This window comes from Pantoea dispersa (genome assembly GCF_019890955.1).
GTDB classification, from domain to species: domain Bacteria; phylum Pseudomonadota; class Gammaproteobacteria; order Enterobacterales; family Enterobacteriaceae; genus Pantoea; species Pantoea dispersa.
In genome coordinates, this window is sequence record NZ_CP082346.1 from 434,734 (window position 1) to 449,818 (window position 15,085).

The 15,085-nt window shown below is 58.7% G+C and carries 16 protein-coding genes; 13 read left to right on the forward strand and 3 right to left on the reverse strand.

Annotation, left to right across the window (positions count from 1 at the left end; all coding sequences use genetic code 11):
- Positions 1 to 128: 128 nt before the first annotated feature.
- The gene (fbp, locus tag K7H94_RS02095) at positions 129 to 1,136 is read right to left on the reverse strand and encodes a class 1 fructose-bisphosphatase (protein WP_021509731.1); all 1,008 of its coding nucleotides are present in this window, start codon (positions 1,134 to 1,136) and stop codon (positions 129 to 131) included.
- Between the two features lie 168 nt (positions 1,137 to 1,304).
- On the opposite strand from fbp, the gene mpl reads away from it, so the two are divergent.
- Positions 1,305 to 2,660: a UDP-N-acetylmuramate:L-alanyl-gamma-D-glutamyl-meso-diaminopimelate ligase gene (mpl, locus tag K7H94_RS02100; RefSeq protein WP_222951565.1), complete on the forward strand. Its 1,356-nt coding sequence runs from the start codon at positions 1,305 to 1,307 to the stop codon at positions 2,658 to 2,660.
- A 257-nt stretch (positions 2,661 to 2,917) separates the two neighbouring features.
- Here the strand turns inward: mpl and yjgA are convergent, their stop codons facing one another.
- Positions 2,918 to 3,460 (reverse strand): ribosome biogenesis factor YjgA, encoded by a 543-nt coding sequence (gene yjgA, locus K7H94_RS02105; protein ID WP_058759857.1) that lies wholly within the window; start codon positions 3,458 to 3,460, stop codon positions 2,918 to 2,920.
- A gap of 115 nt (positions 3,461 to 3,575) precedes the next feature.
- On the opposite strand from yjgA, the gene pmbA reads away from it, so the two are divergent.
- The 11 genes from pmbA (at position 3,576) to K7H94_RS02160 (ending at position 13,114) form a co-directional block, all read left to right on the forward strand.
- Entirely contained in the window at positions 3,576 to 4,916 is a 1,341-nt protein-coding gene (pmbA, locus tag K7H94_RS02110; protein WP_222951566.1) for a metalloprotease PmbA, read from the forward strand.
- Between the two features lie 72 nt (positions 4,917 to 4,988).
- Positions 4,989 to 5,375, forward strand: a complete 387-nt coding sequence (cybC, locus tag K7H94_RS02115) for a cytochrome b562 (protein WP_021509728.1) — start codon at positions 4,989 to 4,991, stop codon at positions 5,373 to 5,375.
- Positions 5,376 to 5,638: 263 nt separating this feature from the next.
- Complete coding sequence (locus tag K7H94_RS02120; protein ID WP_010617110.1) at positions 5,639 to 5,977, forward strand: glycine dehydrogenase; 339 nt, start codon at positions 5,639 to 5,641, stop codon at positions 5,975 to 5,977.
- A gap of 19 nt (positions 5,978 to 5,996) precedes the next feature.
- Complete coding sequence (locus tag K7H94_RS02125) at positions 5,997 to 6,353, forward strand: SFCGS family glycine-rich protein (protein WP_021509727.1); 357 nt, start codon at positions 5,997 to 5,999, stop codon at positions 6,351 to 6,353.
- A 2-nt stretch (positions 6,354 to 6,355) separates the two neighbouring features.
- On the forward strand, positions 6,356 to 6,652 hold the full coding sequence (locus tag K7H94_RS02130; protein WP_021509726.1) for a DUF4312 family protein: 297 nt from the start codon (positions 6,356 to 6,358) through the stop codon (positions 6,650 to 6,652).
- Between the two features lie 25 nt (positions 6,653 to 6,677).
- Positions 6,678 to 7,454, forward strand: coding sequence for a DUF4311 domain-containing protein (locus K7H94_RS02135; protein WP_021509725.1), 777 nt, complete (start codon positions 6,678 to 6,680; stop codon positions 7,452 to 7,454).
- Positions 7,455 to 7,466: 12 nt separating this feature from the next.
- On the forward strand, positions 7,467 to 8,114 hold the full coding sequence (locus K7H94_RS02140; protein WP_021509724.1) for a DUF4310 family protein: 648 nt from the start codon (positions 7,467 to 7,469) through the stop codon (positions 8,112 to 8,114).
- A 92-nt stretch (positions 8,115 to 8,206) separates the two neighbouring features.
- The gene (locus K7H94_RS02145; protein ID WP_021509723.1) at positions 8,207 to 9,340 is read left to right on the forward strand and encodes an amidohydrolase/deacetylase family metallohydrolase; all 1,134 of its coding nucleotides are present in this window, start codon (positions 8,207 to 8,209) and stop codon (positions 9,338 to 9,340) included.
- Complete coding sequence (locus K7H94_RS02150; protein ID WP_058759854.1) at positions 9,324 to 10,445, forward strand: DgaE family pyridoxal phosphate-dependent ammonia lyase; 1,122 nt, start codon at positions 9,324 to 9,326, stop codon at positions 10,443 to 10,445. Before K7H94_RS02145 ends, K7H94_RS02150 begins: the two co-directional genes overlap by 17 nt.
- On the forward strand, positions 10,442 to 11,179 hold the full coding sequence (dagF, locus tag K7H94_RS02155) for a 2-dehydro-3-deoxy-phosphogluconate aldolase (protein ID WP_059012418.1): 738 nt from the start codon (positions 10,442 to 10,444) through the stop codon (positions 11,177 to 11,179). The genes K7H94_RS02150 and dagF overlap by 4 nt, the downstream gene beginning before the upstream one ends.
- Positions 11,180 to 11,203: 24 nt before the next feature.
- Positions 11,204 to 13,114: a BglG family transcription antiterminator gene (locus tag K7H94_RS02160; protein WP_058759852.1), complete on the forward strand. Its 1,911-nt coding sequence runs from the start codon at positions 11,204 to 11,206 to the stop codon at positions 13,112 to 13,114.
- A gap of 218 nt (positions 13,115 to 13,332) precedes the next feature.
- Here the strand turns inward: K7H94_RS02160 and K7H94_RS02165 are convergent, their stop codons facing one another.
- The gene (locus tag K7H94_RS02165; protein WP_021509719.1) at positions 13,333 to 14,232 is read right to left on the reverse strand and encodes a LysR family transcriptional regulator; all 900 of its coding nucleotides are present in this window, start codon (positions 14,230 to 14,232) and stop codon (positions 13,333 to 13,335) included.
- Positions 14,233 to 14,361: 129 nt separating this feature from the next.
- Between K7H94_RS02165 and K7H94_RS02170 the strand changes: the two genes are divergently transcribed.
- A complete protein-coding gene (locus K7H94_RS02170; RefSeq protein WP_031280148.1) occupies positions 14,362 to 15,063 on the forward strand; it encodes a pirin family protein in 702 nt (233 codons plus the stop codon).
- Positions 15,064 to 15,085 lie beyond the last annotated feature (22 nt).

The following is a 15,085-nucleotide window of genomic DNA, read 5'->3' on the forward strand; positions in this document are numbered from 1 at the left end:
TTTACGCGGTGCGCATAAATGCGCACCCAACATAAACCGTGCCATCAACCTGTAGGGTCGCCATTAATGGCGACCGAAAATCATTGACTGACAGGCTTCACACGCAGGCATTTTAAATGCCCGCTTACTTACGCCTGATGTTCGTCCGGGAACTCACGCATGAAGCGTTCCACGTCGTCGACCATCGCATCATTACCGCAGAAGAACGGGCAGCGCTGGTGCAGCGTTTCCGGCTGAATATCGAGGATACGGTTTTTACCGTCGCTGGCTTTACCGCCGGCCTGTTCGGCGAGGAAGGCCATCGGGTTGCACTCATACAGCAGGCGCAGCTTGCCTTTCGGGTGGCTGGCGGTGCTGGGATAGAGATAAATGCCGCCTTTCAGCAGGTTGCGGTGGAAATCCGCCACCAGTGAACCGATGTAGCGTGAGGTGTAAGGGCGCTTCGTTGAAACATCTTCTTCCTGGCAGAACTTCAGATACTTTTTCACGCCCTGCGGGAAGCGGATGTAGTTCCCTTCGTTGATTGAGTAGGTGTAGCCTTTTTCCGGGAAGGTCATGCGTTCGTGGCTCAGGCAGAACACACCGAGCGACGGATCGTAAGTGAAGGCATGAACGCCCACGCCGGTGGTGTACACCATCATGGTTGAGGAACCGTACACCACGTAACCTGCGGCAACCTGCTTGTGGCCCGGTTGCATGAAATCGGCTTCAGTGATTGGCGTGCCTGGCTCACTAATACGATGATAAATCGAGAAAATGGTGCCGACGGAAACGTTAACGTCGATGTTCGAGGAACCATCCAGCGGGTCCATCAATACTACGTACTTACCGTTCTCCGAACCTTCAAAGATGACAAACTCATCTTCTTCTTCGGAAGCAATCCCCGCGACCACACCGCGCGCCTTCAGTGCCGCTTTCAGCTTTTCGTTAGCGAACAGATCCAGCTTCATCTGCTGCTCACCCTGCACGTTCTCTACGCCGCTGGCACCAAGAATATCCACCAGACCCGCTTTGTTGATGTCGCGGTGGATGATTTTTGCGCCCAGCTTGATGGAGGAAATCAGCGCCGTCAGTTCACCTGTGGCGTGAGGAAAGTCGTGTTGCTTCTCGACGATGAATTCGCCTAACGTTTTCATAACACATTCCCTGAATCTACGATGGAGTGGCAGCAGCTGTAACAAGCTACCAACGTATGCGTACGCAGTTTAGCCGATTGAACTTCAAAAACCATAGTCCTAATCCGTTTCTTCCCTCCGGACTCGGCGTTACACTGTGCGCCGAACTTTTGAGTAATGGATCTTTTTATGCGCATTCACATCCTTGGGATTTGTGGCACTTTTATGGGCGGACTGGCGATGCTGGCCCGCTCGCTCGGACACGAAGTGACCGGTTCAGATGCCAATGTCTATCCGCCGATGAGCACGCTGCTGCAACAGCAAGGCATTGAATTAACTGAAGGTTACGACGCCTCGCAGCTGGAGCCGGCACCGGATCTGGTGATCATCGGCAACGCCATGACGCGCGGCAACCCGTGCGTGGAAGCGGTGCTGGAACGCAACATTCCTTACCTCTCCGGACCGCAATGGCTGCACGATTTCGTGCTGCGCGATCGCTGGGTGCTGGCGGTGGCCGGTACCCATGGCAAAACCACCACAGCCGGCATGGCAGCGTGGATTCTCGAGGCCTGCGGCCTGGAACCGGGCTTTATTATTGGTGGGGTGCCGGGTAACTTCGACGTATCGGCAAAATTAGGAAAAAGTCCATTCTTCGTCATTGAGGCGGATGAGTACGACTGCGCGTTTTTCGACAAGCGTTCCAAGTTTGTACATTACTGCCCGCGCACCCTGATCCTCAACAATCTTGAGTTCGATCATGCCGACATCTTCGACGATCTGCGGGCGATCCAGAAGCAGTTCCACCATCTGGTGCGCATCGTGCCGGGTCAGGGCAAGATCCTGCTGCCGGAACACGATCACAACATTAAGCAGGTGATGGCGATGGGCTGCTGGAGCGAGCAGGAGAGCGTGGGTGATAACGGTCGCTGGCAGGCGAAGAAGCTGGTGCCGGATGCCTCGCGCTGGGAAGCGTGGCTCGACGGTGAGAGAGTGGCGGAAGTGAACTGGGCGCTGGTCGGCGAACACAACATGCACAACGGCCTGATGGCGATTGCCGCCGCACGTCATGTTGGCGTGAAGCCGTGCGATGCCGGTGAGGCGCTGAACAGCTTCATTAACGCGCGTCGTCGCCTTGAGCTACGCGGCGAAGTGAACGCGATTAAGGTGTATGACGATTTTGCCCATCACCCAACGGCGATTCTCGCTACGCTGGCGGCGCTGCGCAGTAAAGTCGGCGGCACCGCACGCATTCTGGCGGTGCTTGAGCCGCGCTCTAATACCATGAAGATGGGCGTGAGCAAGAACGAACTGGCCCCTTCGTTAGGGCGTGCCGATGAGGTATTCCTGTTCCAGCCGCACCACATTCCGTGGCAGGTCGCGGACGTTGCGGAAGCCTGCATTCAGCCGGCACACTGGAGCGCGGACATTGATACGCTGGTGGAGATGGTGGCTAAAGCGGCGCAGCCGGGTGATTCGATTCTGGTGATGAGCAACGGCGGCTTTGGCGGGATTCATCAGAAACTGCTGGAGCGGTTAGGTAAGTAATGCGTGGCCGGTTCAGGGCCGAGAGGCGATCTGCCCTCATCCCAGCCTTCTCCCGCAAGCGGGAGAAGGGGCCGTCCGGGGCGGACGTCACATCCAGCGCTCGCCCTCAGCTACCTCAGCATTCTGCTTCAGCTACCTCAGCACTGTGCTTCAGCTGCTTCAGCACTCTGCTTCTAACCCGGCACTGTACTTTATATCCCCTCTCCCGCTTGCGGGAGAGGGTTAGGGTGAGGGCAGGGCAACCGTCCGCAGCGGACTTACGCTTCAGCCAGCTCGCGCAGGTACTGGAAAATCTGGCGGGCGGCTTTTGGCGGCTTACTGGCGGCTTTCTCTTTCTGCGCGTTGCGGATCATACTGCGCAGCTGCTGACGGTCGGCGTGCGGATAGAGATTCAGCACTTCCGCCACCGCGTCATCACCCTGTTCAATCAGCCGATCGCGCAGCTGCTCCAGCTTGTGGAACAGCGCAACCTGCTGGTTATGGCGGTTCTTCAGCTTATCCAGCGCCAGGCGGATTGGTTCTTCGTCGCGCTGACGCAGCATTTTACCAATCAGCTGCAGCTGGCGGCGGCGGCCTTCCTTCTTAATGCGCTGCGCCAGTTCAATGGCGTCACGCAGCTGTTCATCAAGCGGGATCTTATCCAGGGAGTTCTTCCCTAAATCCACTAACTCGGCGCCCAGGCGTTTCAGCTCCTCGGCGTCGCGTTTAATTTCACTTTTACTGACCCAGATAATCTCTTCGTCTTCTTCTTCCTGATTATCCGGCACATCGTCGAGCCAGTCTTCGGGCTGCTTCGTCATCTGTTGGCTCCCTAAAAAAAGAGGCTAATCCTACCAGTTTATCGGGCGACTGCGAAATTGTTCTCTGAGTCTGATAGACTCAATAAATTCATACTTAAGATTAGACGGCAGGTCGATGAACGTATCTACTCAGGTTGCAGAACAACGTAAAGTGTTGGAACAGGCTGTCGCGCAGGCGCTGGAACTGGCGCAAGCCAGCACCGACGGAGCAGAAGTGGCGGTCACCAAAACCACCGGAATCGGTGTCAGTACCCGCTACGGCGAAGTGGAAAACGTCGAATTCAACAGCGATGGCGCGCTTGGCATCACCGTCTATCACCAAAACCGCAAAGGCAGTGCTTCCTCGACCGATCTCAGCCCGGACGCGATTAAACGCACCGTTCAGGCGGCGATCGATATCGCGCGCTACACCTCGCCCGATCCCTGTGCTGCGCCGGCCGAGCGCGATCTGCTGGCGTTTGAGGCGCCGGATCTCGATCTCTATCACCCGTGGGAGATCGACGCCGATCGCGCCATCGAGCTGGCCGCGCAGGCCGAGCAGGCTGCGCTGCAGGCTGATAAGCGCATCACCAATACCGAAGGTGGCAGCTTTAACAGCCACGTCGGCATCAAAGTCTTTGGTAACAACCACGGCATGCTGCAGAGCTACTGCTCGAGCCGGCATTCGCTGTCGAGCTGCGTCATTGCCGAGCACAACGGTGACATGGAGCGCGACTACGCCTACACCATTGGTCGCGCGATGGGCGATCTGCAAAGCGCCGACTGGGTGGGTGCGGAGTGCGCGCGCCGCGTGCTGGCACGTCTTTCGCCACGTAAGCTGCCGACCATGAAAGCGCCGGTGCTGTTTGCGCCGGAAGTGGCCACCGGCCTGTTCGGCCATCTGGTGGGCATGATCAGCGGCAGCAGCGTTTACCGCAAATCCACCTTCCTGCTCGACGCGCTGGGCCAGCAGATTCTGCCGTCGTGGCTGACGATTGAAGAGAAGCCGCACCTGCTGAAAGGGCTGGCGTCGACGCCGTTCGACAGCGAAGGCGTACGCACCGAAGCGCGCGAAATCGTGAAAGATGGCGTGCTGCAGAACTGGCTGCTGACCAGCTATTCGGCGCGTAAGCTCGGCCTGCAAAGCACCGGCCACGCGGGCGGCATTCATAACTGGCGCATCGCCGGTCAGGGTCATAGCTTTGACGATCTGGTGAAGCAGATGGGACGCGGTTTGATCGTTACCGAGATGATGGGTTCCAGCGTCAGCGCTATGACCGGCGACTACTCGCGCGGTGCGGCTGGCTTCTGGGTTGAAAACGGTGAAATTCAATACCCTGTGAGCGAGATCACAATTGCGGGCAACCTCAAAGATATGTGGCTCAATATGGTAACGGTCGGTAACGACATTGAAACGCGCAGCAATATACAATGCGGATCGGTGCTGCTGCCGGAGATGAAAATCGCCGGACAATAAAGACATCGCTTGATGAAAGCAGCCCACAGCGGCTGCTTTTTTTTCGCCTGATAATAATTAAAGGAAAACGTTATGCGTAAGCATGTGATTGCTATGTTGTCTTTGTCGTTGCTGTTCTCTTCAGCCAGCCTGTTCGCGGCTGACCTGGAGCAGGATATGGATACTCTGAAAGACGGGCTGAGTGTCGTTAAGAAAACCTCTGACGCGCAGGAAATGCACGCTGCACTGGGCAAGATGCGTGCCGCTGCGCAGGATGCAAAAAAATCCACGCCGGAAAAACTGGAAGGCCAGGGTGCTGACAGCGCACAGATCAAGGATTACCACGCCGGTCTGGACTCACTGATTGCCCAGATCGACGTTGTCGACCAGCTGGCGCAGGCTAACAAGCTGGACGAGGCGAAAACCGAAGCGAAGAAACTGGAAGATATCCGTAACGCCAACCATAAGAAATTCCGCTGATAAACCGGGCCAGCCTGCAGGCTGGCCTTATTCCTGCCGCGGCTTCGCGTCACTCCACCGTTTTTATCCCGCTTTTTACCTCATTTCACGCATTTCGTGAGCGATCTCGCATAGTTCGTGCATCGTGCGATCTGGCGCACAGTCGCCCGTGGGATTTCCACTTTGAGGTGGAAATGTTGCGTCTCCACACCGCCAGGCGGACAGCGTAATTTCTTCTCAACGCGAATTATCTGACATTGTCCGCTGTAAACAGGAGTAACAAGGTGAGGAGTGATGCTGTCCCGCTGAAACCGAGCACGCCGGAGGCAATCCAGGCGCTGGCGGATAAGGTGATGAATCAAATCGCGGCGCTGTATGCCGCGCACCACATTGCAGCCAATGCGGTGCAACAGCAAATGCTGGCCTCACATGTCCGCGCCATGGCGGCTCGCTCTCTCACCGGAGAGGCGCTGCCGGACGTCGAAGCCGAACTGTTTGAGGACATCTCGCCTGAGACCATGGCGCTGGCGCAGCAGGTGGTGGATCTGTTTGGCAATTTGCCTGTCGAAGAAGCCTGGCTGCTGTCGGTGCATATCGAAGTGGCGAAATCGAACGAAGCATGAATTGAGAGAGGAACGGAATATGGTAACGGTAGTGATTGGCGATCGTCTGGGTAAAGGGCAGAAAGTGGCAGCTGGCGTGGAAAAAGCCGGCGGCCGGGCAGTAGTAGTGCCGGGCGTGGCGGCGGATATGAAACTGGGCGACGTGATGAAAGCGGAAAACGCTGATTTCGGCATCTCCTTCTGCGGCAGCGGCGGTGCCGGTGCCATCACCGCACAGAACAAGTACGGCTACAAAGCCAAACACGGCATGCGTTCGGTTGACGAAGGGGTAACCGCCATCAACGAAGGCGCCACCGTGCTCGGTTTTGGCTTCATGGATAAAGAAGAGCTGGGTGAGCGTCTGGTTCAGGCCTGGAATAAAAAACACGGCAGCTAAGCATGAAACAACAGTATGAGACGCAGGTCACGGTGCAGGGCAAAGGCGACAGCAAAGCAAAAGCCTTCGCCGATGCGCTCAGCAAGGTGCAGCAGCAGGTGCTGCGCACCAGCCAGAAAATTCTGTTGCGCATTGAACCGCTCGATGTGCGGGTGCTGCGCGCGCAGGAGAGCGTGCGGAAGGAGAAATTTCTGTTCTTCTTCCTCGCGCGTGAACGGCGGAATTACAGCGTGGAGCTGGAAATTACCGTCAGCGTCACTGTGATCGACACCGAGAGCGTGACCTTCACAGCAACGTAAGAATAACGACAACAAGGGTAACAATATGTTTTTAATCATTTTGTTTAAGTCGTTGATCATAGGTGGATTAGTCGGCGTGGGCGTTGGAGCGGGCGCGGCGCGCATGTTCCACGCGCCCGTCACGCAGGGGATGGGTGCCTTCCGTACGCTGGGCGAGCTCAACTCCTGCGAGGGCGATCCGGCTTCGCACTTCTCCTTTGGTCTCGGCTTCTTCTTTAACGCCTGGGCATCCTCCGTTGCCGCGGGCTCCTTCACGCAGGATGTGGATCACCGCATTCTGCCGAACTGGGGCGCGGCCGCACTGATGGTAAAGAACCGCAACGTCGCTGAAACGCTGCATAACCCGAAACGCATGGCGATTGCCTGCGGCATCATCGGCATGATCGTGGTGGCCTTCCTGAACAGTACCGCTTCCGCCGTACCGGCTGCGCTGCAGGTGACCGCAGTAAAAGTGCTGGTGCCGGCGGCGAATCTGCTGGTGAACACGGTGATGCCGGTGATCTTCTGGCTGGCGGCAATTGATGCCGGTAAGAAATCGGGCTTCTGGGCAACCATTTTTGGTGGTCTGGCGCAGTTGATCATGGGTAACGCCGTGCCGGGTCTGGTGCTGGGCATTCTGATCGGTAAAGGCGTGGAAGAGAGCGGCTGGAACAAAGTCACCAAAGTGATGATGGCTGCGATTGTCCTGCTGTTTGTGCTGAGCGGCTTCTTCCGTGGCTTCGATGTGAAACTGCTGCAATCCTTCCAGCTCGGCATCCCTGGCTGGCTCGACATGATCCACAACAGCCTGAGCGGCAAATAAGGAGCCTTCAGCATGAACGAGAACGAAAACAAAGGGTTCTGGTACGCCGACTGGTCTTTCCCGCTGTTTGTCGGCCTGCTCTCCTCCGGCGTATTTGCCGGGACGCACATGTACTACCTGTACGGCATCGGTGCTTTTAACGAAGTGGCATTCGTTTCGATGCTGCGCTCCGGCATGGAAACCGGCGTGTACGGCGCGGTGGCGGCGTTTGGTGCCAGCTTCCTGTTTGCGCGCATTATTGAAGGCTCGCTGGTAGGGATTCTGGATATCGGCGGCGCGATTCAGACCGGCGTCGGCCTCGGTGTGCCAGCGCTGCTGCTGGGAGCCGGTATCGTGTTTCCGGTGGCGAACTTTGCCGCCTCGCTGGCAACCGGGCTGGTGATTGGCGTGGCGATTGGCTACGTGATTATCCTCGCGCGTAAATTCACCATCAACCAGAGCGATTCCACCTACGGCGCGGACGTAATGATGGGGGCCGGTAATGCCTCGGGTCGCTTCCTTGGTCCACTGATTATTCTGTCTGCCATGGCGGCGTCGATTCCGATCGGCCTCGGTTCGCTGGTCGGTGCGCTGCTGTTTTACCTGTGGAACAAGCCGATTACCGGCGGCGCGATTCTCGGTGCCATGGTGCTCGGCGCTATCTTCCCGGTTTCGCTGTAAGCGCTAAATGGCTGCACAATCCCGTAGCGGCGCGATTTATCGCGCAATAAATTGCGCCGCTACGGCATGTGCGCTCTGTAAATGGGGGTTTTATGTTTGATCTGATTCTGCGCCGCGCGCGTCTGTGTGATGAACAGCTGGTGGATATCGCGATTCGCGCCGGCAAAATCGCGGCGGTCGGTAAGGTGGACGGCGCAGCGCAACAGGAGCGCGATCTCGGCGGCCGCTACTACGTCAGCGCGGGCTGGATTGACAGCCACGTACACTGCTATCCCAAATCACCGATTTACCACGACGAAGCCGACGCGATTGGCGTGGCGCAGGGGGTCACCACCGTGGTGGATGCGGGCAGCACCGGTGCCGATCACATCGACGACTTTTATCAGCTGACGCGCAGCGCGAAGACCGAAGTGCGCGCACTGATCAACATCTCGCGCACCGGCATCGTCACGCAGAACGAGCTGGCCGATATGGCGCAGATCGACGGCGAAGCGGTGGTGCAGGCGGTACAGCGTCGCCCGGACTTTATCGTCGGCCTGAAGGCACGCATGAGCAGCAGCGTGGTCGGCGACAACGGCATTCAGCCGCTGGTGCGCGCCAAAGCCATTCAGCAGGCGGCGGGCAATCTGCCGCTGATGGTGCACATCGGTAACAACCCGCCGGTGCTGGAAGAGATCGCCGCGCTGCTCACTTCCGGCGACATTATCACTCACTGCTTCAACGGCAAGCCGAACCGCATTCTGTCACCGCAGGGCGAGCTGAAAGCGGCGGTTAAACAGGCGATCGCGCGCGGCGTGAAGCTGGATATCGGCCACGGCAGCGCCAGCTTCAGTTTTGCGGTGGCGCGCGAGGCGATTGCCCAGGGCATTCTGCCGGACACCATCAGCTCCGATATCTATTGTCGCAACCGCATCAACGGCCCGGTGCACAGCCTGGCGCACGTGATGTCGAAATTTTTCTCCATCGGCATGACGCTGCCGCAGGTGATCGCCTGCGTCACCGTTAATGCCGCAGCGGGTCTGCGTCTGGCCGGTAAAGGTCATCTGACCGCCGGTTATGACGCCGATCTGACCATTTTTACCGTCAAAGAGGAAGCCCGCCCGTTCGTCGATGCTGAAGGCGAACGGGTCACGGGTGAGCAACATTTGCTGCCGCTGGCCGTGGTGATCGCGGGCCAGTGGCATCTGACTGAGGAAGGGAAAGCGCATCATGTCTTCGATTTATGAGAAATATGACCTGAAACAGGTGATCAACGCCTCCGGCCGTATGACCATTCTCGGCGTGTCGACGCCGTCCGCCGACGTGGTGGATACCGTCAGCTACGGCCTCAATCACTACTTTGAGATCAAAGATCTGGTCAACAAAACCGGTGCTTACATCGCGCGCCTGCTGGAAGTCGAAAACGCGGTGGTGGTGTCCTGCGCCTCGGCCGGTATTGCCCAGTGCGTAGCGGCGGTGATCGTCAAAGATAACGACTGGCTGCTGGATAACCTGCACGCCGCGCCGCTCAGCGTGCCGCACGACATCGTGGTGCCGAAAGGCCATAACGTGAACTACGGCGCGCCAGTGGGCAGCATGGTGGCGCTGGGCGGCGGACGCCTGATTGAGGCCGGCTACAGTAATGAGTGCTCGCCAGAACAGCTGGCGGCGGCCATCACGCCGACCACCGCGGCGCTGCTGTACGTCAAGTCGCATCACTGTGTGCAGAAAAGCCATCTCAGCGTCGAACAGGCGGCAGTAGTCGCGCGCAAACACGGTATTCCGCTGATTGTCGATGCGGCGGCCGAAGAGGATTTGCAGTGCTATTACCAGATGGGGGCCGACCTGGTGATCTACAGCGGTGCCAAAGCGATTGAAGGGCCAACCAGCGGCCTGGTGATTGGCCGCAGCCAGTACGTCGAGTGGGTGAAACGCCAGAGCAACGGCATTGGCCGCGCGATGAAAGTCGGCAAAGAGGGCATTCTCGGTCTGACTCAGGCGATTGAAAACTACCTGCTGCAGAGCAAAACCAGCGGTGCCGACATGGTGGCGAAGATGACGCCCTTTATCGATAACCTCAACACGCTGAACGGCGTCAGCGCGCGCGTGGTGTGGGATGCCGCTGGTCGTGATATCGCCCGCGCTGAGATCAAATTTGATGAAGCGGTGACGGGCTGGCCGACCGGCGAGCTGGTGCAGGCGCTGAAAAACGGCGACATCGCCATCTATTTCCGCGGCTATAAAGCCAACGAAGGCATTATCGAAGCGGATGTGCGCAGCGTCAGCGCGGAACAGCTGCACATCATCTTTAGCCGCATCCAGGCGCTGCTCAGCGGAGGAAAACGCGCATGAATCTTAACCCCAATTTCTATCAGGGCCGTCTGTGCCTCAACGTGCTGGCCGGTTCAAAGCAGAATGCGCAGGCGATCTGGCAGGCGGCAGAAGGGCATGTGCTGGTCGGCGTTTTGTCGAAAAACTACGCCTCGAATGAGGCCGCGATTGCCGATATGCGCGAGTACGCAGCGCTGATTGATAATGCGCTGTCGGTCGGGCTGGGTGCGGGCGACCCGAATCAGTCGGCGATGGTCAGTGAAATCTCGGCGGAACTGCAGCCGCAGCACGTTAATCAGGTCTTTACCGGCGTGGCCACCAGCCGCGCGCTGCTCGGACAGCCACACACTATCGTGAACGGTCTGGTTTCACCAACCGGCACGCCGGGCAAGGTGAAAATCTCCACCGGTCCGCGCAGTTCGCAGGCGGCGGACGGCATTGTACCGATCGCCACGGCGATTGCCATGCTGCAGGATATGGGCGGCAGTTCGGTCAAGTATTTCCCGATGGGCGGCCTGAAAGCGGTGGAGGAGTATCGCGCGGTGGCGGACGCCTGTGCGCGCCATGATTTCTGGCTGGAGCCGACCGGCGGTATCGATCTCAGTAATTTCGAAGAGATTGTGCGGATTGCTCTGGAGGCCGGGGTCAGTAAAGTCATCCCGCACGTTTACAGCTCAATTATTGATAGCGCCAGCGGCGACACGCGCATTGACGATGTGCGTCAGCTTCTGGCAACGTGCAAGAAACTGCTGTAACAAATGAGTAACAGGTGAGGCTCCGTGAGATTTCCCAATCAGCGTTTAGCTCAACTCTTTGCGGCGCTGCAAAGCGAAACGCTGCCACAGGATGAGCTGGCGCGGCGTTTTTCCGTTTCAACGCGCACGGTGCGCACCGACATCACCGCGCTCAATGCGCTGCTGGAACAGCACGGCGCTCAGTTCGTGCTGGCGCGCGGCGCGGGCTATCAGCTAAAAATCGACGACGCGGTGCGCTTCGGCCGCCTGCAGCAGGAGAGTGCGGCACCGCTGCGGGTGCCGCGCACCTCGCAGGATCGGGTGCGCTATTTGCTGAGCCGCTTTCTCACCGCTGCGTATTCGCTCAAGCTGGAAGATCTGTCGGAAGAGTGGTTCGTCAGCCGCGCCACGCTGCAGAGTGACATGGCGGAAGTGCGCGAGTGGCTGGGCCGCTATCATCTCAACATCGAAACCAAGCCGCGCTACGGTATGAAACTGTTTGGCAGCGAGGCGGCGATTCGCACCTGCCTGACCGATCTTCTGTGGCAAATTGACCAGCAGACGCCGGACAGCCCACTGCTGACGGTCGAGGCGCTGCACAGCGGCATGCTGGCGCAGCTGCAGCCGCTGCTGGCGCAGTGTTTCACGCAGCATGCCATCCGGCTGAGCGATGAAGGCGAGCGCTATCTGCTGATTTACTGCGCGGTGGCGGTGCGCCGCATCAGCGAAGGCTTCCCGCTCAGCGATCCCGGCGCGGAGGATGTCGGCGAGGAGATACGCGAGGCGGCGCACGATCTGGTTAATCTGATGCGTCCGCTGGTGGGCAAAGGCATCTCGCAGGCGGAAGAGAACTGGCTGCGCGTTAATATTGCGGCGCGGCAGATTCAGGCGCTGGCCCCCAGCACCATCAACGCCGATGACGCGGATGCGCTGGTGGATTACCTGCTTAACTACATCAACACCCATTACAACTACCGGCTGCAGCAGGATGAGCAGCTGCGCGCCGATCTGCTCACGCACATCAAAACCATGATCACTCGCGTGCGCTATCAAATCCACATTCCCAATCCGCTGCTGAGTAACATCAAGCAGCACTATCCGATGGCCTACGATGTAACGCTAGCGGCCGTCACCAGCTGGGGCAAATACACGCCGTATACCATCAGCGAAAACGAGATTGGCTTTCTGGTGCTGCACATCGGCGTCGGGCTGGAGCGACATTACGATGTCGGCTACCAGCGACACCCGCAGGTGTTGCTGGTCTGCGACAGCGGCAACTCCACGCTGCGCATGATCGAGGCGCTGCTGCTGCGCAAATACCCGCAGCTGGTGGTGACGGCGCGGCTGTCGCAGCGTGACTACGAAGTGCGTGCGCACATTGATGAAGATTTTGTTATTTCAACCGCGCGCCTGAGTGAGAAGAACAAGCCGGTAGTGATGATGTCGCCATTCCCTACGGAGTTTCAGCTGGAACAGCTCGGCAAGCTGGTGCTGGTGGACCGCACCCGGCCTTACATGCTGGAGAAGTACTTCGACGCGCAGCATTTCATGGTGCTCGACCGGCCGATGAGCCAGTCGGCGCTGTTCCGCCTGCTGTGCGATCGGCTCGAGACGGAGGGCTATGTCGATGCTGATTTTTATCCTTCGGTTGAAGAGCGTGAAGCGATTGTCAGTACCATGCTGGGCGAAGGGATCGCGCTGCCACACTCGCTGGGATTACTGGCTAAAAAAACCGTGGTTTATACCGTGCTGGCACCGCACGGCGTGAGCTGGGGCGATGAGACGGCTTCGGTAATTTTTCTGCTGGCGATCAGTAAGAGTGAATACGAGGAGGCGATGGCGATTTACGATCTGTTTGTCACCTTCCTGCGCGAAAGGGCGGTGACAAGACTGCGCGACTGCGCTGATTTCGTCAGCTTTAAAGCGGTGGCGATGGATTGTCTGAGCCGGTTGTGAGGGAGATGGGTGCGGTTTGTCCCTCACCCTAACCCTCTCCCGCAAGCGGGCGAGGGGACCGATCCAGCGGTGTGTGAGTTCAGGCGCTGAGCCTCAGCGCCCGGTGAATTGACTGAATTCTGGCCCTCAAACCACGCGCGGACGGCTCCCTCTCCCGCGTGCGGGAGAGGGCTGGGGTGAGGGCTGGGGTGAGGGCGAAGTGCCGCCAGCCCACAAAATCAGCCGCGTTTCGCCAGCAGTTTCGGAATCTCACGCAGGCACCAGGCTTTGGCTTCACCCATGCTATCGCGGCGCCACGCCATAATAATATCCACCTCACGGGTATACTCGGCGCTGACAACGCGCAGGCGGCCTTCGGCGATATCTTTCTCTACCATCGGATAGGGCATGGTCGCTACGCCGAGACCGGCCAGCAGCGCGCGGCGTTTATCATCCATGCTGCTTACCGTCAGGCGCTGCTGTTTGTCCAGCAACTGCACCGTCAATACCGGACGTTCGCGCGCGGTGTCCGCCACAGCGATGCCGCGATACTTAACGCGCGTGACCTCGGACAGCGGCTCGGCTTCCTGATGAATCGGGTGATCCGGACTGGCAACATACACGCTCATAATGCTGTACAGCTTGCGCGTGTTGATTTCGGTGGAGGCGCGAAAATGCAAATCCGGCGCGATCACGATGTCGGCGCGCCCCTGTTCCAGTCGCTCCCACGCGCCCGCCAGCACTTCGGTGACCAGCGAAATCTGCGTATTGGCTTTTTCGGCCAGCTTCTCTACCAGCGGGAACAGCAGCTCGGTCGGGATCAGCGCTTCGGCCACGATGGTTAGATGGGTTTCCCAGCCGCGCGCCAGCGCTTCGGCATCGGTGGTGAGTTTATCGGCGGCTTCCAGCAGCACGCGGCCGCGTTCCAGCAGCATTCGCCCGACGTTGGTGAATTTGGTGCGATGGCCGGAGCGGTCAAACAGCACCACATCCAGCTCCTCTTCCAGCTTCTGCATGGTGTAGCTCAGCGCCGATGGCACGCGTCCCAGCTCGTCGGCCGCCGCGGCGAAGCTGCCGCGACGGTCAATAGCATCCATCACACGTAAAGCTTCCAGGGTTAACGCGCGCTCTTTAGCCATGCCGACTCTCTGTCAGTAAATTTGAATATGCCAGGCAGATTAACTGGCTAACAATCCGGCGTCCAGCCTTTTACCATTGACGTATAAAGCCTGTGGTGGATTCTCACCGCAGTGCGTCGGAGGTAAAGCATGATGACAACCCGCTGCGCGTCCGCATGTGGCCAGGCCGATTTCGGTTGGTTGCAGGCGCGCTATAGCTTCTCATTTGGCCACTATTTTGATCCCCAGCTGATGGGCTACGCCTCGCTGCGCGTGCTGAATCAGGAAGTGCTGGCACCCGGTGCGGCATTTCAGCCGCGCACCTATCCGCAGGTGGATGTGCTCAACCTGGTGCTGCAGGGTGAAGCCGAATACCGCGACAGCGAAGGCAATCACCTGGTGGCGCGCGAGGGCGAAGCGATGCTGCTGTCGGCCCGCCAGGGCGTCAATTACAGCGAACACAATATCAGCAAGGATCGCCCACTGACGCGCATGCAGCTATGGCTGGCCGCCTGTCCGGAACGGGAAAATCCGCTGCTGCAAAAACGCGCGCTGCCGCAGCAAACCCATGTGCTGATTGCGTCACCGGATGGCGCGGACGGCAGTTTGCAGCTGCGCCAGCAGGTGTGGGTACATCAGGTCACGCTGGCACCGGGCGAGCAGTACAGTCTGGCGCTGCACGGACCGCGCGCCTATTTGCAGTCGATTCACGGTGCGCTTGAGGTACGGGCCAGCAGTGCGCATCAGGAGCAGCTGCGCTGTGGCGATGGGGCGTTTGTCAGTGAAGAGGCGCAGATTACGCTGCAGGCGGAAACGCCGCTGCGTGCGCTGGTGATTGATATTCCGGTGTAAAAAAGGCGGCCCTGCTGGCCGC

Bases quoted from the DNA above. Each gene is read 5' to 3' on its own strand.
- fbp (WP_021509731.1), bottom strand. From the start codon at position 1,136: ATGAAAACGTTAGGCGAATTCATCGTCGAGAAGCAACACGACTTTCCT.
- mpl (WP_222951565.1), top strand. From the start codon at position 1,305: ATGCGCATTCACATCCTTGGGATTTGTGGCACTTTTATGGGCGGACTG.
- yjgA (WP_058759857.1), bottom strand. From the start codon at position 3,460: ATGACGAAGCAGCCCGAAGACTGGCTCGACGATGTGCCGGATAATCAG.
- pmbA (WP_222951566.1), top strand. From the start codon at position 3,576: ATGAACGTATCTACTCAGGTTGCAGAACAACGTAAAGTGTTGGAACAG.
- cybC (WP_021509728.1), top strand. From the start codon at position 4,989: ATGCGTAAGCATGTGATTGCTATGTTGTCTTTGTCGTTGCTGTTCTCT.
- K7H94_RS02125 (WP_021509727.1), top strand. From the start codon at position 5,997: ATGGTAACGGTAGTGATTGGCGATCGTCTGGGTAAAGGGCAGAAAGTG.
- K7H94_RS02130 (WP_021509726.1), top strand. From the start codon at position 6,356: ATGAAACAACAGTATGAGACGCAGGTCACGGTGCAGGGCAAAGGCGAC.
- K7H94_RS02135 (WP_021509725.1), top strand. From the start codon at position 6,678: ATGTTTTTAATCATTTTGTTTAAGTCGTTGATCATAGGTGGATTAGTC.
- K7H94_RS02140 (WP_021509724.1), top strand. From the start codon at position 7,467: ATGAACGAGAACGAAAACAAAGGGTTCTGGTACGCCGACTGGTCTTTC.
- K7H94_RS02145 (WP_021509723.1), top strand. From the start codon at position 8,207: ATGTTTGATCTGATTCTGCGCCGCGCGCGTCTGTGTGATGAACAGCTG.
- K7H94_RS02150 (WP_058759854.1), top strand. From the start codon at position 9,324: ATGTCTTCGATTTATGAGAAATATGACCTGAAACAGGTGATCAACGCC.
- dagF (WP_059012418.1), top strand. From the start codon at position 10,442: ATGAATCTTAACCCCAATTTCTATCAGGGCCGTCTGTGCCTCAACGTG.
- K7H94_RS02165 (WP_021509719.1), bottom strand. From the start codon at position 14,232: ATGGCTAAAGAGCGCGCGTTAACCCTGGAAGCTTTACGTGTGATGGAT.
- K7H94_RS02170 (WP_031280148.1), top strand. From the start codon at position 14,362: ATGATGACAACCCGCTGCGCGTCCGCATGTGGCCAGGCCGATTTCGGT.